Genomic DNA, 23,106 nt, shown 5'->3' on the forward strand with positions numbered 1-23,106 from the left:
CCACTTCGTCACTCCGGAGCAATCAGCCCGCAAGGGCTGTCGTCCGTCGACAAGTTCACCGCCCCGCCGGGGCACCATCAGAAGAGGACGAGACCCAACATCAACCCACGCGCTGCACGTAAGTCGGCAAGCGGCGCTCGACGTAGTCCCCAGTGCCGAGTTCGCCGCCGTCGTTGTCACCCCAAGTACGGGGCACCGCACCGGACTGCACGCTGATCGCGTGCCACGGGCCCGCATGGATGACCGTGTTGTTGAAGTTCTCGCCTGCGAGCGGCGTGGGGCTTGTAGTCCAACCGCCACCCGTCCCGAGAGGGCCGGCACCCCACGCGAAGCGGTTGTTGGCGGGCGCGGCGGCACTGGTGACCGCTGTGGTGTACCGGGCTCCGGCGGAGATCCCGACCACATTCGTCAGGCCGGGAACGGTGATCGGCGAGAGGCGCTGGGTGGTTGTGCCGTCGCCGAGTTCGCCGGAGTCGTTATGGCCCCATGCCTTGACGGTCCCGCTGGATGTCAACGCCACGGAGTGGAAGAAGCCCACGCCGACCTCCGTGACGCCGGACAGACCCTGCACGGTCACCGGGGAGCATGAAGCGGTGGTGTCACCGGTCCCAAGCTGCCCGGCAGAGTTGGATCCCCATGCCTTGACGGTGCCGTCGGCTTTAAGCGCCAACACATGGGCTCTGCCGACGGCGATGGCGCGTGGCGTGGTCGCCAGGCCGGTAAGCCCGGCCACCGTGACCGGAGTCTTGCTGGCTGCGCAGTTCCCCGTGCTGGAGCCCCAAGCTTTGGCGGTGCCGTCCGCCAGCACCACCACGACCGTTCTGTCGTAGGAATCCATGCCGACGGATACGGCGTTGGTGATGCCGGGAACCTGAGTGGGGACATTGACGCTGGCTGAGGGGTCGAGGCCGAGGACATCAGTTGAGTTATTGCCCCAGACCCAGACCGTGCCGTCCTGCTTGACCGCCGCCGCGCTACTCGCGCCGGCGGCCACCATCTTGACCCGGGTAAGGTTCTTCACCTTGACGAACACGTTCGAGTCCGCGTTGACGCCGTTCCCCAGCTCGCCTTCGGTGCCTTCGCCCGACGCGTAGACCTCATTGAACCCAGTGGCGTCCGGGGCTGTCATCACCAGGCTGAACTGATAGCCCGACGCAGCGCCGCCCGGTACCGGGTTGCCCCACGGGGTCTGCGCTAAGGCAGACGTGGGGGCGGCGATGCCGCTGGCCGTCGCAGCCGTCGCCACGATCGCGGCCAGGCCCGCCCGCCACGCGGTCCTGCGCTTGCCCTTCACGACCTGTTCCACCATGTCAATACTTCCTTCCGAGAGAGCGGGAGAGCGGGAGAGCGAGCCACTCCGACTCGCTTCCGTACGTAAGGCCCATTGACAATCCTCAGCGCGGTATCAACCCACGCGCTGCACGTACGTCGGCGTGGGGTGGTCGATGTCGTCTCCCGTGCCGAGTGCGCCCCACTCGTTCCGCCCCCACGCACGGGGCACCGCACCTGGCTGCACGCTCAGCGCGTGGTCCGGCCCGGCCGTGATGACCGTGTTGTTGAAGTTCTCGCCGGCGAGCGGCGTTGGGCTGGACGGATTCGTATTAGTGCCCGTCCCGAGCGCGCCAGCACCCCACGCGAAGCGGTTGTTGGCGGGAGCGGCGGCACTGGTGACGGCTGTGGTGTAGCGGAGTGCCGCGGAGATTCCGACGACATTCGTCAGGCCGGGAACGGTGATCGGCGACAAGCGGCCCGTGGTCGTCCCGTCACCGAGCTGGCCGCTGCCATTGGCGCCCCATGCCTTGACGCTCCCGCTGGAAGTCAGCGCCACGGATTGCATCTCTCCCGCGCTGACCTGAGTGACACCGGACAGGCCCGGCACGGTCACTGGGGAACATGAAGCGGTCGTGTTGCCGGTCCCAAGCTGCCCGGACCCGTTGCTCCCCCATGCCTTGACGGTGCCGTCGGCCTTGAGCGCCAGAACGTGGTACGAGCCGACCGCGACAGCGCCTGGCGTGGTCGCCAGGCCGGTCAGTCCGGCCACCGTGACCGGAGTGCTGCTGGCTGCGCAGTTCCCCGTCTTGGCGCCCCAGGCTTTGGCGGTGCCGTCCGCCAGCACGACCACGACGGTCCCCCCGATGCCCATGCTGGCGGACACGGCGTTGGTGATGCCGGGAACCTGGGTGGGAACGTTGACGGTGGCCTCGGGGTCGAGGCCGAGACCGAGGTCGTCGTTTAAGTTCGTGCCCCACGTCCAGACCGTGCCGTCCTGCTTGACCGCCACGGAGCTAGTCCATCCGGAATCCACCATCTTGACCCGGGTGAGGCCCTTCACCTTCACGAACACGTTCGAGTCGGTGTACGTGCCGTTTCCCAGCTTGCCGTCGGAGTTCTCTCCGGTCGCATAGACCTCATTGAATCCGGTGGCGTCCGGGGCGGTCGTCACCAGGCTGAACTGGTAGCCCACGGCAGCGCCACCCGGTACCGGATTGCCCCATGGGGTCGGTGTCAGGGCCGAGGCGGAGGCGGCGATGCCGCTGACCGTCGCCGCCGTCGCCACGATCGCGGCCAGGCCTGCACGCCACACCGTCCTGCGCTTGCCCTTCACGACTTGCTCGACCATGTCAAGGCTTCCTTCCGAGAGAGCGAAAGAGTCGTTCCGACTCACGTCCGCACTTACGGTAAAGCCCTTTGACAACCTTGTGGGCGGCCCGTTTCGGCCAGATCAGCTTTCGCGCGACCATTGAGCAGTACGCTGTGCCCGACAGCCCGTGGAGCCACATCCAAAGCGACGTTTGCTCACTTGGTGACAACTGCCATCCGGCCATCGTTGGCCCGGGGAGCAAAGCGTCGGCGTTTGTGTTATCCGATGACAAGCTCCCGTAGGCGGATGCTCGCCCGCTGTTAGAAGAGCCCGGATCTGGACCCGCCCACTTTCGTGAGGCTCAGGTCACTCCCTACGCTCGGCAACATCCGGTTTCCCGTGCCCGTCGTCGAGCGACCGGAGGTCGGGACGCGCCCATGGCGCTCGATGCCCATGGAGGCCGCACCCAGCCTCGGCGGAACTAGGAGAGGCAGCACTTGGACGCCAAGATCACTTTCAAGAGGCTGAAGACCGCCTCGGCAGTGGCCACCACCGCCGTAGTCGCGGGAACTCTCTCCGCTGTCGTCAGTCTCGGCGGATCGCCGACCGCGCAGGCCGCCCCGGACGGGGTGACGCTGCCGTTCAAGTGCACGTTCCCGTTCATCGGCGTGCAGGACTTGAGCATGAACATCAAGCTGCCCGACCTGCCTCGAGAGATGGTGCCGGGCGGCCCAGGGCCGAATGCACTGCACATCGACGCGGTGGCGACGATCGGCGCGAAGACCACCCAGGGACTTCGCCTGCTCGACGCGGCTACCCTGGAGGGCTCCGCCCTCGCCAGAGCACGTCTAGAGCAGCCCGAACCGCCGAGCGTCACCGCGAAGACCGAGGCGGCCATCGCAAAAACTCCGATTCCGCCGTCAGGTTCATTCAAAGTCCACGCATCGGGCACCGTCAACGCAGCTCCGTACTCGGATTCCACCAAGGGCAAGGGCACGCTCACGCTCACCTCGCTGTCGTTGAACACCAAGCTTCGGAAGGCGGACGGCGGCCTGACCGACCTTGGTGACACCTTCACCACGGAATGCACGCAGAGCGGTGGAAGCAACGTCCTGGCCGAGATCAATTTCGGCGAGCCCGACAAGAAGCCTCCGACGAAGCCCGGCAAGTTGACGGTGGTCCAGTCCGGTAAGACCGCCTACCTGTCGTGGGGCAAGGCGTCCGATGACCGCGGCATCGTCGGCTACAAGGTCTTCAACGACGGCAAGGAGATCCCCGACCCCACCGACGCAGAACCGGACCGGATGGTCGGCTCATTCGGCGAAGTGACCACGACGACCATGCCGGTGGAGCCGGGCAAGGACTACAACCTCACCGTGAAGGCGGTCGACGCCGGGGGGAACCTGTCCGACGCGACCGATCCGGTCACGTTCAAGGCCGGGCCGGACGCGCCGGAGAAGTCGCCGCCGAGTACGCCGGGCAAGCCGAAGGTGACGGCGGTCGGCGGGACGTGGGCGCGGCTCGAATGGGGGGCGTCGGAGGACAACATCGGCGTCGCCGCCTACGAGGTGTACGCCAAGGAGGGCAACGGCCAGCCGAAGCTCTCCGGCACCTTCCCCGGGACGGACCCGTACGGCTGGGCCGAGGGGCTGAAGGCGCAGCACGACTACACGCTGTACGTCCGCGCCAAGGACGAGGCCGGCAACGCCTCCCCGTTCAGCGCGCCCGTCGCGGTCCACACCACGAACGGCCCGCCGGACGGTTGCGGCAAGTACGACGGCGCGCCCGCGTCGCAGAAGAGTCGCGGTTGTGTCTACATGGCCGGGTACAACAACCTGAACAAGCTCAACAGCGCCGTCGTCGTCAACGACCCGAAGACCGCCACGCACACGAACATCGCTTACCAGGCGACCGCCGACGGCAAGAACATCCACGCGAGCTTCAAGTTCGCCCAGCCGCTGCGCTCGCCATCGACGGTCCTGACGTTCGGCCTCATGCCGACGACGGCGATGATGGAGTTGCAGCAGGTCGGCAACGGCAGCCTTGACGGCATCTACCACTCGGAGAACGGTGGCGGCTACGAGATGACGGCGAAGGCCAAGGTCATCGTGCGGATCTACGACGCGCGGGCCAACGGGGCGCCGCTCAACGTCGGGCCGGCCTGCCAGAGCAGCGAGCCGGTGCAGCTGACGCTGACCGCCACGCCGTCGGAGTACCGCGACATCCTGGTCGGTGGGGTCCTGTCGGGGAAGATCGACCTTCCGAAGTTCAGCGGCTGCGGTGGCAAGCGGGAGAACATGAACCCCGTCTTCAACGCCGCGATCTCCGGCAAGGGCAACTACGTCAAGATCCTGCAGGGTCCGATCTGCAAGCCGGAGACGACGGACTGCCGTCCCGTGACCCCGCCGCGCTGACGGCCGGGCTGACGGTGAGCTGACGGTCCGAGGGGGCCGTCCCCGCACGGGGACGGCCCCCTCCGCCGTCGAGCGTCCGGTTCCATATTTCTTCCGGCACACCATGGTTTTTTGTCACTTGGTGCGCCTTTTCCCACCCGCACCGAACAATCTTGTGGTGTCCGTCTCGTCGGCGATAGGCTGAATTGTCGTTGTGACGGTTTCGCCGTCGATGTCGCTTGTCCGGGGAGAGCGAGCAGGGGAACGTTTCACCGGCGACCGCCGGGCCGCGTTCCCCGGCGAACGGCTTCATGCTCCCGCGCACCGGACGGCCACCGAACGGCGGCCGGCGGATTCCACGGCCGGGGGCGGTACACCCGGGCGGGAAGGTGGGGCGCCTGTGAAGCACAGTATCGGAATTCCGGTACGCGCCGGGCGGGAACGCGCGGGAATCCGCGGGAAAGACAATTCCGGTCGGCCGGGCACGAGCTGCGGGACGCGACCGAACCCGGTTCACAACGGTTTTCCCACCACTCCGAACAAAGCGTTCTCGGCATCTCGGCTCTCGCTGCGGAAAATACCTTTCCGGCAGCGGCCGCATCGCTCCCCCGGAAGACCCGTTTTCCACCTGGGCACGCCGTACCACGGCTGGCCGGAAGCGGAACTCGATCCGTCGGCGACCACCGCGCCGGCCGGGTCGGCGACGGCTATAAGAAGACGATAAAGCACGCACGGAACATGGCGTCGGAAGACAACCTTCAGGGCCTGTCGCGCCGCGTCGTGTTCGCTAGGTGGCGACTCGTAGTCAGCCCGCTGACCTGCGGTCGAACTCTTGGATCGGAGTGAGCCACCCGGCAGTGAAACTTGTCACAGCAGTACGATGACGCAGGCCTCACCAGGGGGTAGTTTACGTCCACGAAACGTCGGTGGAAACGGCTCGATGGACGCCTGTGAGACTGCTCGTCAAACCCCCCGTCCAGTCGAATTCCCTCGATTTTCGAAAGCCGCCTGACAGCCAGTCCGCAAACCCGCTCTGACGCGGACAGCCGAGAGTATCGGAGGAGTGCTGGATCTCGGGGGTTGATCGAGAGAAAGCAGTGCGGCCTCAAGCGGTGCTGTTCCCATCAGAAAGGCATGTGAGTGAACCTCAACAACAAAGGGATCAGGAAGAGCCTGATCCTGAGCGCGGCCACGGGTCTCGCGATCGGCGCCGCGGGCGTCGCGGGTGTCGGCGCGGCGTCGGCTGCCACTGGCGTCCAGGCTGCTGCCACCAAGTCGCTCACCTACAACTGCACCTACCCGCTCATCGGTAGCCGCAGCGTGAAGGTCGACATCGACACGAACGTTCCCTCGAAGCTGGGCGTCGGGCAGTACACCAACGACATCCAGATCAAGTTCAAGGCGACGCTCGGCGCGGACACCACCGACGGCCTGAAGGCGGTCGGCGGCGCGAGCATCGCCGGTGCCGCCAACGCCAAGGCCGCCGTGCAGGGCCCCGGGCAGAACGTCAGCGTGAACGTGAACAACGCGTTCCCCGAGACGAAGATCCCGGACTCCGGCTCCTTCACGCTGGAGGGCTACGGCGAGGCCCCGGCCATCGGCTTCGACCAGGCCGGCCACGTCACCGCCGCCCTGACGTCGATGGAGTTCACCGTCCTCGTCAAGAAGGCGGACGGCTCGCCTTCCGCCCTCGGCGAGTTCAAGGCCCCCTGCACGCTCGCGAGCGGCCAGGACGCCACGATCGTCTCGGCGGACATCGTCCAGGGCGACCAGCCCCTCGGCGACCCGTGGCAGAAGCCGAGCTACTTCCCGTACCAGGCGACGGGCGCCAAGACCGGCACCCTGAACTACGGCTTCAACCTCAACGGTTCGTCGTACATCAAGGGCCCGAACGGCACCGTCCCCATCAACGGCGGCATCAACGTGGCCGTTGACGGCGGCTCGGGCGCGATCACCGGCCAGCTCAACCTGCAGAAGACCAAGGGCATGATGAGCATCCTCGGCTTCCTGCCGGTCGAGGCCACGGTCGACTTCCAGCAGGTGGGCGACACCGTGGGCACCTTCGCCAACGGTCAGATCAAGACCACCTCGACGATGTACATCAAGCTGCCGAGCTTCACCCTGTTCGGCATCCCCCTCGGTGGTGGCGACCAGTGCCGCGCCAAGGACCCCTCGAAGATCCAGATGCAGTCCAACGACGGCGTCTTCTTCAACCCGCTGGTCGGCGGGCCCTTCAAGGCCCCGAACTACTCGATCGCCGAGCTCGAGAACTGCGGCCTGATCAACGGGATCCTCTCCATCTTCGCCTCCCAGTCCGGCAACACCATCGACCTGAAGCTGTCCCCGAAGGCCTGATCTAGGCACTAGGACGGCTGGTCCTCACATGCTGGCTCCCGCCGACGATCCCCCTTCGCGGCGGGAGCCAGCGGTCTGCCACCTACAGGAGAGATAAAAAGTGAGACGAAGGACACGAGCACGTAAGGCCAGCGCGATCGCGCTGCTGGCCGCGGGCTCCACTGCCCTCACCGGGGTCGTGGGCCTGACGTTCGCGCAGAGCGCGGTGGCGGCGGTGCCGCACGGCGAGCTGACGCTGAACTACCGTTGTGTCTACCCGATGATCGGGGCCCAGGACCTCAAGGTCAACGTCAAGGTCGACGGCATCCCGGACACGGTCAAGACCAACCAGTCGGTCGCGCCGCTTTCGGTGAAGACGACCGACATTGTGAGCGCCAACACCACCAAGGGCCTGTTCGCGATGGACGCCAAGTCCCTCGAGGGCTCGGCGGTCGCGGAAGTCAACGGCGTGTTCCCCGACGGGCACACCGAGGACATGCCGACGAACGTCACCATTCCCAAGGTGGCGGTGCCGGACGAGGGCGACTTCCCGCTGACGGCGGACGGCACGACGCCGAAGGCGATCAACGCCGGTACGACCAAGGGCTGGGGCCGCGTCAACGTCGGCAACCTCAAGCTCCACGTTTCGCCGAAGAACACCGCGGGCGAGCTGACCGCCCTGGGCGACTTCGACGTGCAGTGCTACCAGAAGCCGGGCCAGGACAACCAGATCGCTGCGGTCTACGTCCAGGAAGGCTCCGAGACGGGCGGCGAGGCGCCGAACGTCAAGTGGGAGCGTCCGACGGCCCCCGAGCCGAAGGCCGACGACCACACCCCGGTGGACGGCAAGCTGTCCGGCCTCACGTTCTCCTGCAAGTTCCCGATCATCAAGCCGCAGGCTCTGAAGATCGACGCGAGCCTGCCGTACCCGGAGGACATCCACGCCAACACGCTGACCCCGGAGATGAAGGTCACTTCGGACGCCGAGGTCAACGCGTACACGGTCAACGCGATGCAGACGGTCATCGACCCGCCTGCGGCGTCCCTTGAGGGCTACGCCATCGCGACGGCCAACCTGTGGGCGCCGGAGATCCAGAACGGCCAGACCCCGCTGGCGGCGAAGCTGAAGCTGCCGATCACGAAGACGGCCGTCCCCGAGTCCGGCACCCTGCCGCTCAAGGGTCTGCTGGGCACCGCGCCGCCGCTGGTCTTCTCCAAGGCCGGCGAGGGCAAGATGGGCGTGCAGCGTCTCGACCTGTACGTCATCCTGCGCGACAAGGACGGCAACCCGCACCCCGACCTGAACGCGGGCGGCAAGCCCTTCCAGGTCCCCTGCACCCTGGACGGCCCGGCTGCGCCGACCGGCCAGAACAACATCATCCACACCTTCAAGGTCAGTGGCGACGTCACTCCGCCGGAGGACAAGACCCCGCCGACCGTTCCGGGTGCGCCGGCCGTCGCCGACATCACCGGCACCACGGCGAACGCGTCCTGGGGCGCCTCTAAGGACGAGGACGGTGGCTCGGGCCTCGCGGGGTACAACCTGTACCTCAACGGCACCAAGTTCGGTGACACCGTCACCGACGCGAAGGCGGCGCTGACCGGCCTTGAGGCCGGCAAGCACTACAAGCTCGAGGTCGAGGCGGTCGACAAGGCCGGCAACAAGTCCGACAAGAGCTCGGTCGAGTTCGACACCCCCGCTCCGGCCTCCAAGCCGGGTCCGGTCACGGGTCTCGAAGTCACCAGCAAGACGTTCGAGTCGGTCTCGCTGAAGTGGAACGCCGCCGAGGGCGCTGAGTCCTACGTCGTGAAGTACGGCGACAAGACCCAGGAAGTCCCCACGGGCACCACCGCCACGATCACCGGCCTGACCCCGAACACCCCGTACACCTTCTCGGTGTACGGCGTGAACAAGCAGGGCAACGGCGACGCGGCCTCGGCCGACGCCACCACCGAGCAGAAGCCGGTCGACAAGCCGGCGGACCTCAAGGGCCTGACGGTCGTGGGCACCACCTTCGACTCGGTCACGGTCAAGTGGGACGCGAGCACGGGTGCCGCCAAGTACAAGATCGCGTGGGACGGTGGCTCCGCGGAGACCGCCGACACCACCTACACGATCAAGGGCCTGACGGCGGGCACGTCGTACAAGGTCACGGTCACCCCGAACAACACCACGGGCGACGGCGCCTCGGCTTCGGTCGACGCCAAGACCCCGGCCAAGCCCGACACCACGAAGCCCTCGGTTCCGGGCGACGTCAAGGGCGCGGTGACCAACGACAGCGTCGCGCTGACCTGGTCCGCTTCCAAGGACGAGGACGGCGGCTCCGGCCTGGCCGGCTACTACGTCTACCAGAACGGGCAGAAGCTGCCCGGCCTGGTGACCGGTACCAGCAAGACCATCAGCGGTCTCGCCGCCGGCAAGTACTCGTTCACGGTCTCGGCCGCGGACAAGGCCGGTAACGAGTCGGCGCAGAGCGCGCCCGTCGAGGTCACGGTCGAGACGCCGCCGACCGGCGGCAGCAACACCTACGCCCTCACCGGCACGTCGGCCATCAAGAGCATCAACGGGACCATCCCGCTGACGGGCTCCGTCGCCACCACCGTCACCGACGGCAAGGTCAGCGGCGACCTGACGCTCAACGGCAGCGCCGGCAAGTTCTCCCTGTTCGGCTTCCTGCCGGGCACCGTGGACGTCGCCTACGCCCCGCAGGGCAAGACGACCGGCACCCTGGCCGGCACCACGCTGAACACGGAGACCAAGACGGTCGTCAAGCTCTCGTCGATCAAGGTCTTCGGCCTGGAGATCGCCGGCGGCACGACCTGCCAGACCGCGACGCCCGCCACCATTCCGCTGAAGTCGACCAACTTCGGTGCGAACGGCGGCGACCTGAGCGGCACGTACACCCTTCCGGCCCTCCAGGGCTGCGGTTTCCTGAACCCGCTCGTCAGCGCTCTCGCTGCCGGGTCGGGCAACACGGTCACCCTGAAGGCCGTCAAGAAGTGACCTACGGTCATGGCTGACATGTCGTAGACAGAGCCCCCGCCGCCGCCTCCAGCGGCGGCGGGGGTTCGCCGCATCCGGGGGTCCTCCCGGTCGGCGGGCGGCAGCCCGCGGCTGCCGTGCATATCGTGTAGTGAATCTTCCACCGCCGTTCCGGGCGGCTTTTCCGGGACGGCGCCGCTGGATCGTCCCCAAAGCTGTGAGTCCCTGCGACCATCACAGCGTGCCCAAGGAGAATGAACATGGTCCGACGCGTGATGGGTGGAATCGCGCTGGCCGGCGTGCTGGCCGTTTCGGTCGCCGGGTGCGGCGGCGGTGACGACAAGAAGTCGGGCCCCGAGCTGGCCTGGGCCGGGAAGGTGTGCTCCTACCTGAAGGCGGACACCTCGAAGGTCGCGATGCCGGGGCTCGACGCCAAGAACGCCAAGGAGGCCAAGGACTCCATGCTGACGTTCATGAAGACCATGAAGACCCGGCTCGCGACCCAGCAGCGCAACCTGGAGACGGCCGGGACGCCCCCGGTGGCGTCCGCGAAGCCCGCCTACAACACGGCGCTGGCCAACCTCGCCAAGATCCAGACCCAGCTGACCTCCGCCATCGGCACGCTGGACAAGGCCAAGGTCACGGACCAGAAGTCGCTGACCAAGGCCCTCAGCCCCTACACCCAGCAGCTCGCGCAGTTCAGCGGGTACCAGGGGCCCGTGAAGGACCTGTCCACCAACGCGGACCTGAACACCGCGTTCAAGGACTCCCCGCAGTGCTCGGGCCTGACCGCCTGACCTCCCCGGTGGCCTCCGCCTCCCGGCTCGTGCGAGCCGGGAGGCGTTCGTGTTTCCGGGGGCGGATCACCTCGCCGCCGCGACGCCCACCCTGACAATGTTCCCTGACAAAATCATCGACCACTTGCGGACGCTCGCGTTTTTCGCCCTTTCTGCTAACTTGAAAAATCGGGGTCACTGGCATCGAAAACCACGACCAGCCGCGTGCGCACTGTTACCGAACAGTATTTTCTGACACTTTCCGACAAGATCAACAAAATGTTCGGAACACAAGGGCGCCGCCCGGTCGTCTTGGCCACTCCACCTGCGAAGACAACGGTCTAACGTAATGGCGCTTCCCCAGGAAGCTCCCACTACAGGAGGCCGAGTTTGTCTTCTCCCCCCGTCATCGGACAGTCACAGAAAAGCCGCCGCAGGCCGCTCGCCGCGTTAGCGGCGCTGGCGCTCGCCGCGTCCGGCCTCGCGGCTCCCCACGCCGCCGCCGACCCCGCGCCGAAACTGAAGCCGCGCTACGACCACTCCCGCGAAAAGGGACGGCCCGGCACCAAGGGCCCGCTGCCCAAGGGCTTCTCCCGGACGAGCCTCCAGGTGAAGTTCCGGACGGAACTGAACGTCCGCCTGCACGGCAACACGCTCACCTCGTCCGACAGTGCGGCGACCGCCGCGATTCGGGCCGCGTTCGCCCGGTACCCCGGTGCGATCATCACGCGGACGTCGCGGCAGTCCGTGCGGGCCATCGATGATCGGCGCTCCCGGCTGGAGGCGAAGACCGGGCGGGAACTGCCCGACTTCAATTCCTGGTTCTTCGTCACCGTCCCGAAGAACGGCGAAGGGCTCCTCGCCGCCCTCAACGCGCTCTCCGGAGTGGAGATCGCGCAGGCGCGTCCCGTCATCAAGAGCCCGACCGAGCCGCTGCGCGCCCAGCAGCTCTACCGGAACGCCGTCGGGTCGCCCGCCGGAACGGGAATCGACGCCGACGCGATCAACAACGTCCCCGGCGGCAAGGGCGACGGGGTCACCGTCGGCGACGTCGAAGCGGTGGCCAACGCGAACACGGCCCTGTTCGGTATCCAATGGGGTCAGATCGCTGCGGGCCTCGCGCACACGCTCGCCGTCGATGTGGGACCGTCCGCGCCGACCGTGTGGGCCACCGGCTCCAACAGCCACGGCGAGCTCGGCGACGGCACCACCACCAGCCGCACCACTCCGGTCCTCGTCTCCGGCCTGTCCGGGGTGAAGACCGTCGCGGCGGCCAACAGCTACTCCCTCGCGCTCAAGACCGACGGCACCGTCTGGGCCTGGGGATCGAACAGCGTCGGGCAGCTCGGCGACGGAACCACGACCGAGCGGCACACGCCCGTCCAGGTCAGCGGCATCACCAACGCCACGGCGATCTCGGCCGGATCGGACGGGCACGCGCTCGCCGTCCTGTCCGACGGAACCGTCAAGGCCTGGGGATCCAACACCAACGGGCAACTCGGCGACGGAACCACCACCAACCGCAGCACGCCCACCACCGTCCCCGGCCTCACCGGGGTCAAGACGACGTGGGGCGCGGTCGCCGCAGGCGGCGGACAGTCCCTGGCCGTCCTGACCAGCGGCACCGTCAAAGCGTGGGGCACCAACAGCAGCGGCCAGCTCGGCGACGGCACCACCACCAACCGCAGCACCCCGGTCAGCGTCCCCGGGATCACCACCGGCAAGCAGGTCGCGGCGGGCGGGTTCCACAGCCTCGCCGTCCTCACCGACGGCTCGGTGAAAGCCTGGGGCCTCAACGGATCCGGCCAGCTCGGTGACGGAACCACCACGTCCCGCACCAGTCCGGTGAACGTCCCGCTGCCCGAACCGGCCGCGAGCGTCGTCGCAGGGGGCTTCCACTCCGCCGCCGAAAGCTACGACCCCGACACGCACGACTACTACTCGGCATGGGCCTGGGGCTACAACAACCACGGCCAGGTCGGCGACGGGACCACCACCACCCGGACGAGCCCGACCGCGGTCACCACCGAGGGCTTCGTCACGGCGCTGGCCGCGGGCGCGCAGTACACCGTCGCGAGCTTCGCCTTCGGGCAGGCGGCGTGGGGTTACAACTCCAGCGGCCAGCTCGGGCTCGGCGACACCACCGACCGGACGAGCCCGGTGAGCTGGAACGTCGTCACGAACTCCTGGAACACCTGCCATGAGGAACTGAGCGGACGGCCCGCCCCGGGCGGCGATCCGGTCCGGGTCCCGGCCACATGGGGTTCGAACTGCCTCGCCAGTTCGCAGACGTCGCACGGCACCGCGGTCGCCGGGATCATCGGGGCGCGGGACGGGAACGGCGCCGGAATCGCCGGCATCGCCCCCAACGCCGGGCTGCACCTCTCGAACCCGTCGGACTACGTCACCACGCTCGCCGGGCTCGGGTCGGGCGACGTCGTGCTCTACGAGTTCAGCCCGGTCATCGGGAGCAAGTGGTACCCCGGTGAGTACGACCCGCTCATCTATGACGCGACGGTCACGGCGACGGCCCAGGGGATCACGGTCGTCGAGGCCGCCGGGAACGGCTCCAACAACCTCGACGACCCGTCCGACCCCGACGCGGTGACGGTCATGAGCCGTCCCGACTCGGGCGCGATCATGGTGGGCGCGGGCGCTCCGCCGAGTCCGGGCGGCTCCAACTGCACCGGATCCAGCCCGCTTCCCGAGCGGACGGCGCTGGGCTTCTCGACCTACGGCTCACGTCTCGACGTCCAGGACTACGGCGCGTGCGTCGCGACGCTCGGCGTGCCGGGCAACCAGGGCCTGACACCGTCCGAGACGGACCCGAACAAGATGTACACGGGGACGTTCAACGGGACGTCGAGCGCCAGCGCGATCACGGCCGGGGCGGTCGCCGCGCTCCAGGGCGTGGCGAAGAAGACCGGCTCGGCGCTGCTTCCGGCGCAGATCCGGCAGTTGCTCAAGCAGACGGGCACCGCGCAGCCCGCGGGCGACCCGCACCACATCGGGCCGCAGCCGAACCTGCGCGCGGCGGTGAACTACCTGCGCGGCGGTGTCGCGGCGGGGACCAACCACACGCTGGACGTCCGGAACGACGGGACCGTGCGGGCGTGGGGCGCGAACTCCAGCGGGCAACTCGGCAACGGCACGACCACGGGCAGCGCGACGTCCGTGCAGGTGTCCGGGCTGACCAACGTGGTCCGGGCGCCCGGTTCGGTCGCGGCCGGGCAGAACCACTCGCTGGCCGTCCGGGCCGACGGGACGGTCTGGGCCTGGGGCGCGAACGGCAGCGGCCAGCTCGGCAACGGCAGCACCACGGCCAGTTCGACGCCCGTCCAGGTGTCGGGGCTGACCGGGGTGAAGGCGGTCGCCGCCGGGCTGAGCTTCTCGCTCGCGCTGAAGAACGACGGCACCGTCTGGGCGTGGGGCGACAACAGCTCGGGGCAGCTCGGCAACGGCACCACGACGAGCGCCTCCAGCCCCGTCCAGGTCAGCGGGATCACGGACGCGGCCGTCATCGGCGCCGGGTACTCGCACGGCCTGGCCGTCCGGGCGGACGGTTCGGTGAAGGCGTGGGGCGCCAACTCCAACGGGCAGCTCGGCAACGGCACGACGACCAACAGCGGCACGCCGGTCACCGTGTCGGGGCTGAGCGGCGTCTCGACGTGGCCCGGTTCCCTCGCGGGCGGGTTCGCCCACTCCCTCGCCGTCCTCGCGGACGGGACGGTCAGGGCGTGGGGCTTGAACAACAACGGCCAGCTCGGCAACGGCACCACCACGGCGAGCAGCACGCCCGTCACCGTGACGGGGCTCAGCGGTGCGGCCACGGTCGGGGCGGGCGGCTGGCACAGCGTCGCCGCCGGTACGGCCGGCACCGCCAAGGCGTGGGGGCTCAACGCCAACGGGCAGCTCGGCGACGGAACGACGACGAGCAGCACCACGCCCGTCAGCGTCGGCGGAAGCGGCAACTTCGCCGGAATCGCCGCCGGGACGTACCACTCCATCGCCGTCCTCTCCGGCGGCGCGCCCTACACGTGGGGCAAGAACGCGTCCGGCCAGGTCGGCGACGGCACGACCACCGACCGGCCCAGCCCGGTCGCGGTGAGCGGCCTGTCCTGACGCACGTCCGATGACGCCTCCCGGCCGCGCGCCACGCGGCCGGGAGGCGTCCCACACCACCCCGTACAGGAGGCAACAGCTTGTCCTCTCCCCCCATGACCAAGAAGAGACGCAGACCTCTCGCCGTCCTCGCCGCGCTGGCGCTCGCCGCCTCCGGCCTGGCGGCCCCGCACGCCGCCGCCGCGCCGACGCCGAAGCTCGCGCCCGGCTACGACTTCTCGCGGGAGAAGGGCGGGCCGGGCACGCACGGACCGCTGTCGAAGAACTTCTCCACGAACACGATCAAGGTGAAGTTCCGCACGGAGCGTCAGGTCCGCCTGCGTTCCGGACGGTTCTCCGCGTCCGCTTCGTCGGACACCGCGCAGATTCGGAAGATCCTCGCGGACTACCCCGGCGCCACGATCCGTCCCCTGTCGAGCAGGCCGGAGAAGGCCATCAGCGACGAGCGGGCTCGGCTGGAGAAGCGCAGCGGCCGGGCGCTCCCGGACCTGAACTCCTGGTTCGTCATCACGGTGCCGAAGGGCATCGAGACCCTGCTCAGCCGACTGAACGCGCTTCCTTCCGTCGAACTCGCCCGTGCCGCGTCGAAGTCGACGCCCGCCGACGAGACGTTCCGGCCCGCTCAGCTTTACCGCAACGCGGTCGGCGCGGCTGCCGGGACCGGGCTCGACGTCGACGCCATCAACTCGGTGCCCGGCGGAAAGGGCGACGACGTCACCGTCGCCGACGCCGAGGGGGTCCAGTCGCTGCTCGTCGCGTACCGTTTCGGTGCCGTCGCGGCCGGGACCGCGCACAGCGTGCTCGTTGATCAGGACGGGTTCGTCTGGGCGACCGGCTCGAACGACAACGGCCAGCTCGGCGACGGAACCAAGACCAACAGCAAGATCGTCCGGAAGGTCGCGGGGCTGAGCGACGTCAAGGCCGTCGCCGCCGCAGGCGACTACACCGTCGCGCTCACGAACAGCGGCACGGTCTGGGCGTGGGGCGACAACGCGAACGGCCAGCTCGGCAACGGGACGACGACCGACAGCCCCACTCCCGTCCAGGTCACGGGCCTCCTGAATGCCACGGCGATCTCGGCGGGTCCGGACGGACACGTTCTCGCGGTCCTTTCCAGCGGCCAGGTCAAAGCCTGGGGGGCCAACGGGTCGGGGCAACTCGGCGACGGAACGACGACCCAGCGGACGAGCCCGGTGACCGTCGCCGGGCTGAGCGGTGTGGCCACGGGATTCGGAGCCGTCGGCGCCGGGAACGGCCACTCGCTGGCGGTCCTGGCCGACGGCCGGGTCCAGGCATGGGGCGGCAACGCCTCCGGCCAGCTCGGGGACGGCACGACGACCGGCCACCTCGCCCCGGCGAATGTGACGGGGATCAGCGATGCCAAGCAGGTAGCCGCCGGAGGCGCGCACAGCCTCGCTCTCACCTCGGCGGGAGCGGTCCGCGCGTGGGGGGCCAACCAGCTCGGCCAGCTCGGCGACGGAACGACGACGAGCCGCCTCACGCCGGTCAACATCTCGCTTTCCGAGAAGGCGACGAGCGTCGCCGCCGGAAGCACCAACAGCGCCGCGACGACTTACGATGCCGTCACAGGCGATGGCACCGGAAATATTTGGGTGTGGGGCGACAACAGTTACGGCCAGGTCGGAAACGGCACGACCACGAATGCCGCGACCCCCGCACAGGTCTCTGGCATCGGGGCGGTGTTCAGCGTCGCCCTCGGAGCGCGCCATTCCGTTGCCGACTCCTACTTCGGATTCACGGTGTGGGGCTCGAACTCCGTCGGACAGTTCGGCACCGGCGACACGACGAGCCACCTCGACCCGAAACTCGCCGAGCTCGCTCTCAGTTCGTGGAACACCTGCCATGAGGAGTTCACCAATCGCCCCGCTATTGCCGGGCCACCGGTCATCGTCCCGCCGGTGGCAGGGAATACTTGTGCGGGTACTTCAAGTCAAGTCGAGCACGGCACGGCCGTAGCCAGCATCATCGGTGCGCGCGCCGACAACAATGCCGGCATCGCCGGCATTGCGCCGAACACCCATCTCCAGTTGACGTTGGAAAGCCACCTGAGCGAGTCGATCGCCGCACTCCATCCCGGCGATGTCCTGCTCTATGAAACACACGCCGGTGGCACCCTTAACGGACTCTACCCCAAAGAACTCGAGCCTGACACATATGCACTCACCCAAATCGCTGTCGCGAACGGAATCACCGTAGTCGAAGTTGCCGGCAACGGTGGAAAGAACCTCGACGACCCGGCCGACTTCGACGCGCATACCATCATGGGCCGCCCCGACTCCGGCGCTATCATGGTGGGAGCGGGTGCACCGCCCAGCCCTAGCGGAACCAATTGCCTCGGCGCCAATCCACCAGTGGAACGGTCGGCTATCAACCTCTCTTGGTGGGGGTCCAATTATGGATCGCGCGTGGACGTTCAGGCGTACGGCTCGTGCGTCGCGGCGGCGGGCACGCTCACTTACCGTGATCTGACGTCGAACGTGAACGACCCGAACAAGGTCTACAGAAGCATGTTCAACGGCACGTCCAGTGCCAGCGCGATCATGGCGGGTGCGGTCGCGACGGTTCAGGGAGTGGCGAAGAAGTACGGCGGCCCGCTGGAGCCCGCTCAGGTCCGGCAGATCCTCAAGCAGACCGGCACCCCGCAGGCTCCGGGCGACACCCGGCACATCGGGCCGCAGCCGAACCTGCGCGCCGTCGTGAGCTATCTGCGGGGTGGGCTTGCTGTGGGGAGCAGCCATGCGATCTCGGTGCGGAATGACGGGAGTGTGTGGGCTTGGGGGCTCAACTCCAGTGGGCAGCTCGGGAACGGGACCACCGTCAACAGCACCTCGGGGGTGCAGGTCTCCGGGTTGAGCGGTGTCGTGCGGGCGCCCGGGGCTGTCGCGGCCGGGCAGAACCATTCGTTGGCCGTCCGGGCTGATGGGACTGTTTGGGCTTGGGGGGCCAACGGGTCGGGGCAGCTCGGGAACGGAAGTACCGCCAACAGTTCCGTGCCCGTCCAGGTCAGTGGGTTGACCGGGGTCAAGGCGGTCGCGGCGGGGCTCAGTTTCTCACTCGCGCTCAAGAGTGACGGGACTGTTTGGGCTTGGGGGGCCAACGCTTCCGGGCAGCTCGGGAACGGGTCCACGACCGGGAGTTCCACGCCGGTTCAGGTCAGTGGGATCAGTGATACCGCCGTCATCGGGGCCGGGTCTTCGCATGGGCTCGCCGTTCGGGCGGACGGGACGGTCAAAGCCTGGGGCGCCAACTCCAACGGGCAACTCGGGAACGGGTCGAACACCAACAGCAGTACGCCCGTCAGCGTTTCCGGGTTGAGCGGGGTTTCCACGTGGGCCGGGTCGCTTGCGGGTGGATTCGCCCATTCGGTCGCGCTGCTCGCGGACGGGACCGTTCGCGCTTGGGGGCTCAACAATTACGGGCAGCTCGGGAACGGGTCCACGACCTCCAGCAACATCCCCGTCACCGTCAGCGGGCTTACCGGTGTCGCCACGGTCGGGGCCGGTGGGTGGCACAGTGTCGCCTCCGGGACGTCCGGGGTGTCCAAGGCGTGGGGGATGAACACCAGCGGGCAGCTCGGGGACGGGTCCACCACGAGCAGTTCGACGCCCGTCGTCGTCAGCGACTGGGGGCCGCTCGCGGGTGTCGCGGCCGGCGGGAGCTCCACGACCGGCACCACTCCGGCCGGGACCGTCTTCGCCTGGGGGCTCAACTCCTCCGGGCAGCTCGGGGACGGGACGACCACGAATCGCAGCACGCCCGTCTTCGTCAACGACCTTCCGTGACGTGAACGGGTCGAGCGGCCTGTCCTGACGGACGTCCGATGACGCCTCCCGGCTCGTGCGAGCCGGGAGGCGTTCGTGTTTCCGGGGGCGGATCACCTCGCCGCCGCGATGCCCACGCCGACATTGTTCTCCGACGAAATAATCGACCACTTGCGGACGCTCGCATTTTTCTCCATTTCTGCTAATTTGAAAAATTGGGCTATTGGTGTCTAAAACCACGACCGGCCGTGTGCGCATCGCTACCGAACAGTATTTTCTGGCACTTTCCGACAAGATCGACGAAACCCTCGGAACACAAGGGCACCGACCGGTCGTCTCCGTCACTTCACCTGTGAAGCTATTGGTCTAATGTAATGGTGTTTTCCCAGGAAGATGCCACTACAGGAGGCCGAGCTTGTCCTCTCCCCCCGTCATCGGACCGTCACAGAAAAGCAGACGCAGACCTCTCGCCGTGCTCACGGCGCTGGTCCTCGCGGCGTCTGGACTCGCGGCCCCTGGCGCTGCCGCCGATTCTCAGCCGAAAACGAAGGCGCTGTACGACCACGGCCGGGACAAAGGGCGGCTGCCCGGTACGAAGGCTCCGCTGCCTGCGGGTTTCTCGACCACCCAGCTCGAAGTGAAATTCCGGTCCGATCGGACGGTGCGCGTTCGCGGCGGGCGGCCCGTGGCCGAGAAGCCCGAGGACGCCAAGGCGATCCAGAAGCTCTTGAAAGAGCATCCGGGCGCTTGGATGCGGCCGCTGACGTCTCGGCCGGAGGCGGAGATCACCGCCCAGCGGGTCAAGGCGGAGAAGCGTACGGGCCGGTCTCTCCCCGATCTCAATTCGTGGTTCGTCATCAGCGATCCCGGCGGCATCGAGGGGCTGCTGACAGAACTCAACCGGCTACCGTCCGTGGAGATCGCGCAGGCCCGGCCGAAGACGAAACCGACCACCGAGCCGTTGCAGTGGCGGCAGGTCTACCGCAATGCCGCGGGCGCGGCGACCGGCACCGGAGTGGACGCGGACGCCGCCAATTCCCTCCCCGGAGGCAAGGGCGACGGGGTCACCGTCTACGACATCGAAGGCGAAGGGGAGTTGCTGCCCGTCGCGACGACGCGGGGGTCGGTGGCGGCGGGCGACAAGCATTCGTTGTGGCTGGACGGCGAACCGACCCCTTCGGTGTGGGCTTTCGGCGACAACGGCAAAGGCCAGCTCGGCGACGGCACCACCACCGCGCGGAAGGTCATGGTCAAGCTGCCGGGGCTGACGGGGGTCAAGGCGCTCGCGGCGGCCGGGAACTACTCGCTGGCGTTGAAGAGCGACGGGACCGTGTGGGCGTGGGGTGAGAACACGCACGGTCAGCTCGGCGACGGCACCACCACCGAACGCCACACCCCCGTCCAGGTGACCGGGATCAGCACCGCCGTCGCCGTCAGCGCGGGCATCGACGGCCATGCGCTCGCCGTGCTGGCGGACGGCACGGTCAAGGCGTGGGGCAACAACGACCACAGCCAGCTCGGCGACGGGACCACGACCGACCGGCCGACCCCGGTGACGGCCCTGACCGGCGCGTCCCCGGCGTACGGCGCGGTCGCGGCCGGTGGCGGGCACTCGGTCGCGATCCTGGCCGGGGGCACGATCAAGGCCTGGGGCCGCAACGACCACGGGCAGCTCGGGAACTCCACGACCACCGATTCCCCCACGCCGGTGACGGTCACCGGCCTGTCGACCGCCTCGACCGTCGCGGCGGGGAGCCTGCACACGCTCGCGTCGCTGGCCGACGGGACCGTCCGCTCCTGGGGGGACAACAGCCGCAAGCAGCTCGGTGCCGCCACCAGCGGTGACGCGACGGCCCCGATCACCGTGACGAGCTGGCAGATGACCAATGTCAGCAAGGTGCTGGCGAACGCCTTCAACAGCGCCGCCGCGGCGAACGATTCCCTGCCCATCGTGTGGGGCGCCAACGAGAGCGGGCAGCTCGGCGACGGAACCACGACCGACCGGCTCGCGCCCGCCTTCACCTATTCGAGCGCGACGAACGTTCCGCTGGCGCTCGGCGCGCACCACGCCTTCCTGGCCGACCGCACGCAGCGCGCGGGCGCCTGGGGCGCTAACGACGCGGGACAGTTGGGCGACGGCACGACCATCAACCGAACACGACCCGCGTACGTCCAGCACTATCTGCACCCCATCAACACCTGTCACGAAGAGTTCGCCGACCGGCCGGCGGTCGCGGGACCGATCGGATCGGTGGGCCCGAAGCTCACCGGCCTTTGCGACAGCACCGAATCGACCTTTCATGCCACCGCCGTCGCGAGCATCATCGGCGCGGACGACGAGAACGGTGTCGGCCTGGCCGGGATCGCTCCCCACGCCGCGATCAAATCCGACGGGACCGTGTACCTGGCCGACGCGGTGGCGCAGGCGCAGCCCGGCGACGTGATCCTCTACGAGCAGGTGACCTTCGCCAACAACGCCCCTAAGAGCTACCCATTGGAGTGGGAACCGGCGGTCTACGACCTCACGGTCTCGGCGGTCGCGCATGGGGTCACCGTCGTCGAACCGGCGTCCAACGACGCCGTCAACCTTGACGACGGCAGCGACCCCAACGCCAAGATCATCATGGACCGGCCCGACTCCGGTGCGATCATGGTCGGCGCGGGCCAACCCCTCACGTCCGGCGGCAGCACCTGCTACGTGGGTTCAAAGCCGCAGCTCTCGGCCGAGAGCTATTCCACCTACGGCACGCGCGTCGATGTCCAAGCCGACGGCAGTTGCGTCTGGGCAGCATCCGTGGACATGCCCAATGGCCACTATCCCGCTTCGGAGACGGACCCCAACAAGTTCTACACGGAGGCGTTCAGCGGGACTTCCTCGGCCAGCGCGATCATCGCGGGCACGGTGGCGGCGCTCCAGGGCGTGGCCAAGAACTACGGCCAGGTCCTCGCCCCCGGCCGGGTGCGCGACCTCCTCAAGCAGACCGGCACGCCGCAGCCCGCCGGCGACCCGCATCACGTCGGCCCCAAGCCGAACCTGCGGGCGGCCATCACCTACCTGCGCGGCGGCATCGCCAGCGGTGAACGGAATTCGCTGGGCGTCAAGAACGACGGGACGGTGTGGGCCTGGGGCGAGAACGACACCGGACAGCTCGGTGACGGGACCACCACCGACCGCCCCACGCCCGTCCAGGTCACGGGGCTGACAGGAGTGCGGCGGGGTCCGGGCGCGGTCGCGACGGGTTACGGCGGCCACTCCCTCGCCGTCAAAGCGGACGGCACGGTGTGGGCCTGGGGCTCGAACTCCTCCGGCCAGCTCGGCGACGGTACGACCACCAGCCGCACCACGCCCGCCCAGGTACCGGGATTGAACGGCGTCGTCGCCGTGGCCGCCGGTTCCAACTGCTCTTTGGCGCTCAAGGCGGACGGCACCGTCTGGGGCTGGGGCTCGAACGCCGCCGGGCAGCTCGGCGACGGCACCACCACGCAGCGCCTCACTCCCGTCCAGGCGAGCGGCCTGACCGGTGTCAAGGCGATCGCGGCCCGCTCCAACCACGCGCTGGCGGTGCTGTCCGACGGGACGGTCCGCAGTTGGGGGAACATGTATTACAACGGCGTCAGCGACACCCACCTCGTCCCCACGACGGTCAGCGGCCTCACCGGCGTGGCCACCTGGCCCGGTTCCGTCGCCGCCGGAACCCAGCACAGTGTCGTGACCAAGGACGATGGCACCGTCTGGGGCTGGGGCGAGAACGGCCGCGGCCAGCTCGGCGACGGGACGACGACCTCCCGTTCGGCTCCCGTCCAGGCCACCGGCCTGACCGGAGTCGCCGCGGTGGGCGCGGGCGCGTGGACGTCTTTCGCGACCAAGGCCAATGGAACCGTGTCCGCCTGGGGATACAACGGCAATGGCCAGCTCGGCCTCGGCACCACCCAGACTCCGGTCACCACCCCGACCGCCCTCACCGGCATGACCGCGGGTTCGGGAATCACCGGCGGCGATTACCACACGCTCGCCGTCCAGCCCAACGGGACCATTTACGCCTGGGGTTCCAATTACAGTGGCCAGCTCGGCGACGGCACCACCACCAACCGGCCCAGCCCGGGGACGGTGATCGGCACTCCCTGAGCGCCTGAT

The 23,106-nt window shown here is 68.4% G+C and carries 9 protein-coding genes; 7 read left to right on the forward strand and 2 right to left on the reverse strand.

The window, feature by feature from the left end; genetic code table 11:
• Positions 1-100 precede the first annotated feature (100 nt).
• Positions 101-1,309 carry an RCC1 domain-containing protein gene (locus tag BTM25_RS01100; protein ID WP_103560894.1) on the reverse strand — a complete coding sequence of 403 codons (1,209 nt, stop codon included), beginning with the start codon at positions 1,307-1,309 and terminating at the stop codon, positions 101-103.
• Between the two features lie 96 nt (positions 1,310-1,405).
• Complete coding sequence (locus BTM25_RS01105) at positions 1,406-2,620, reverse strand: RCC1 domain-containing protein (protein WP_103560895.1); 1,215 nt, start codon at positions 2,618-2,620, stop codon at positions 1,406-1,408.
• 458 nt (positions 2,621-3,078) lie between these two features.
• Here BTM25_RS01105 and BTM25_RS01110 point away from each other — a divergent pair, with 458 nt between their 5' ends.
• The 7 genes from BTM25_RS01110 to BTM25_RS01140 all read left to right on the forward strand — a co-directional run bounded on the left by BTM25_RS01110 (position 3,079) and on the right by BTM25_RS01140 (position 23,097).
• The gene (locus BTM25_RS01110) at positions 3,079-4,995 is read left to right on the forward strand and encodes a fibronectin type III domain-containing protein (RefSeq protein WP_103560896.1); all 1,917 of its coding nucleotides are present in this window, start codon (positions 3,079-3,081) and stop codon (positions 4,993-4,995) included.
• Positions 4,996-6,114: 1,119 nt separating this feature from the next.
• A complete protein-coding gene (locus tag BTM25_RS01115) occupies positions 6,115-7,329 on the forward strand; it encodes a DUF6801 domain-containing protein (protein ID WP_103560897.1) in 1,215 nt (404 codons plus the stop codon).
• Between the two features lie 100 nt (positions 7,330-7,429).
• Positions 7,430-10,312 (forward strand): fibronectin type III domain-containing protein, encoded by a 2,883-nt coding sequence (locus BTM25_RS01120; RefSeq protein WP_146058914.1) that lies wholly within the window; start codon positions 7,430-7,432, stop codon positions 10,310-10,312.
• Positions 10,313-10,551: 239 nt separating this feature from the next.
• Positions 10,552-11,088, forward strand: a complete 537-nt coding sequence (locus BTM25_RS01125; RefSeq protein ID WP_103560899.1) for a hypothetical protein — start codon at positions 10,552-10,554, stop codon at positions 11,086-11,088.
• A 369-nt stretch (positions 11,089-11,457) separates the two neighbouring features.
• Positions 11,458-15,189 carry an RCC1 domain-containing protein gene (locus BTM25_RS01130; RefSeq protein WP_103560900.1) on the forward strand — a complete coding sequence of 1,244 codons (3,732 nt, stop codon included), beginning with the start codon at positions 11,458-11,460 and terminating at the stop codon, positions 15,187-15,189.
• Between the two features lie 95 nt (positions 15,190-15,284).
• The gene (locus BTM25_RS01135; RefSeq protein WP_103560901.1) at positions 15,285-18,992 is read left to right on the forward strand and encodes an RCC1 domain-containing protein; all 3,708 of its coding nucleotides are present in this window, start codon (positions 15,285-15,287) and stop codon (positions 18,990-18,992) included.
• 451 nt (positions 18,993-19,443) lie between these two features.
• Complete coding sequence (locus BTM25_RS01140; protein WP_146058915.1) at positions 19,444-23,097, forward strand: RCC1 domain-containing protein; 3,654 nt, start codon at positions 19,444-19,446, stop codon at positions 23,095-23,097.
• Positions 23,098-23,106: the final 9 nt, after the last annotated feature.

The organism is Actinomadura rubteroloni, assembly GCF_002911665.1.
In the GTDB taxonomy this organism is placed as follows: Bacteria; Actinomycetota; Actinomycetes; order Streptosporangiales; family Streptosporangiaceae; genus Spirillospora; species Spirillospora rubteroloni.

Bases quoted from the DNA above. Each gene is read 5' to 3' on its own strand.
- BTM25_RS01100 (WP_103560894.1), bottom strand. From the start codon at position 1,309: ATGGTGGAACAGGTCGTGAAGGGCAAGCGCAGGACCGCGTGGCGGGCG.
- BTM25_RS01105 (WP_103560895.1), bottom strand. From the start codon at position 2,620: ATGGTCGAGCAAGTCGTGAAGGGCAAGCGCAGGACGGTGTGGCGTGCA.
- BTM25_RS01125 (WP_103560899.1), top strand. From the start codon at position 10,552: ATGGTCCGACGCGTGATGGGTGGAATCGCGCTGGCCGGCGTGCTGGCC.
- BTM25_RS01135 (WP_103560901.1), top strand. From the start codon at position 15,285: ATGACCAAGAAGAGACGCAGACCTCTCGCCGTCCTCGCCGCGCTGGCG.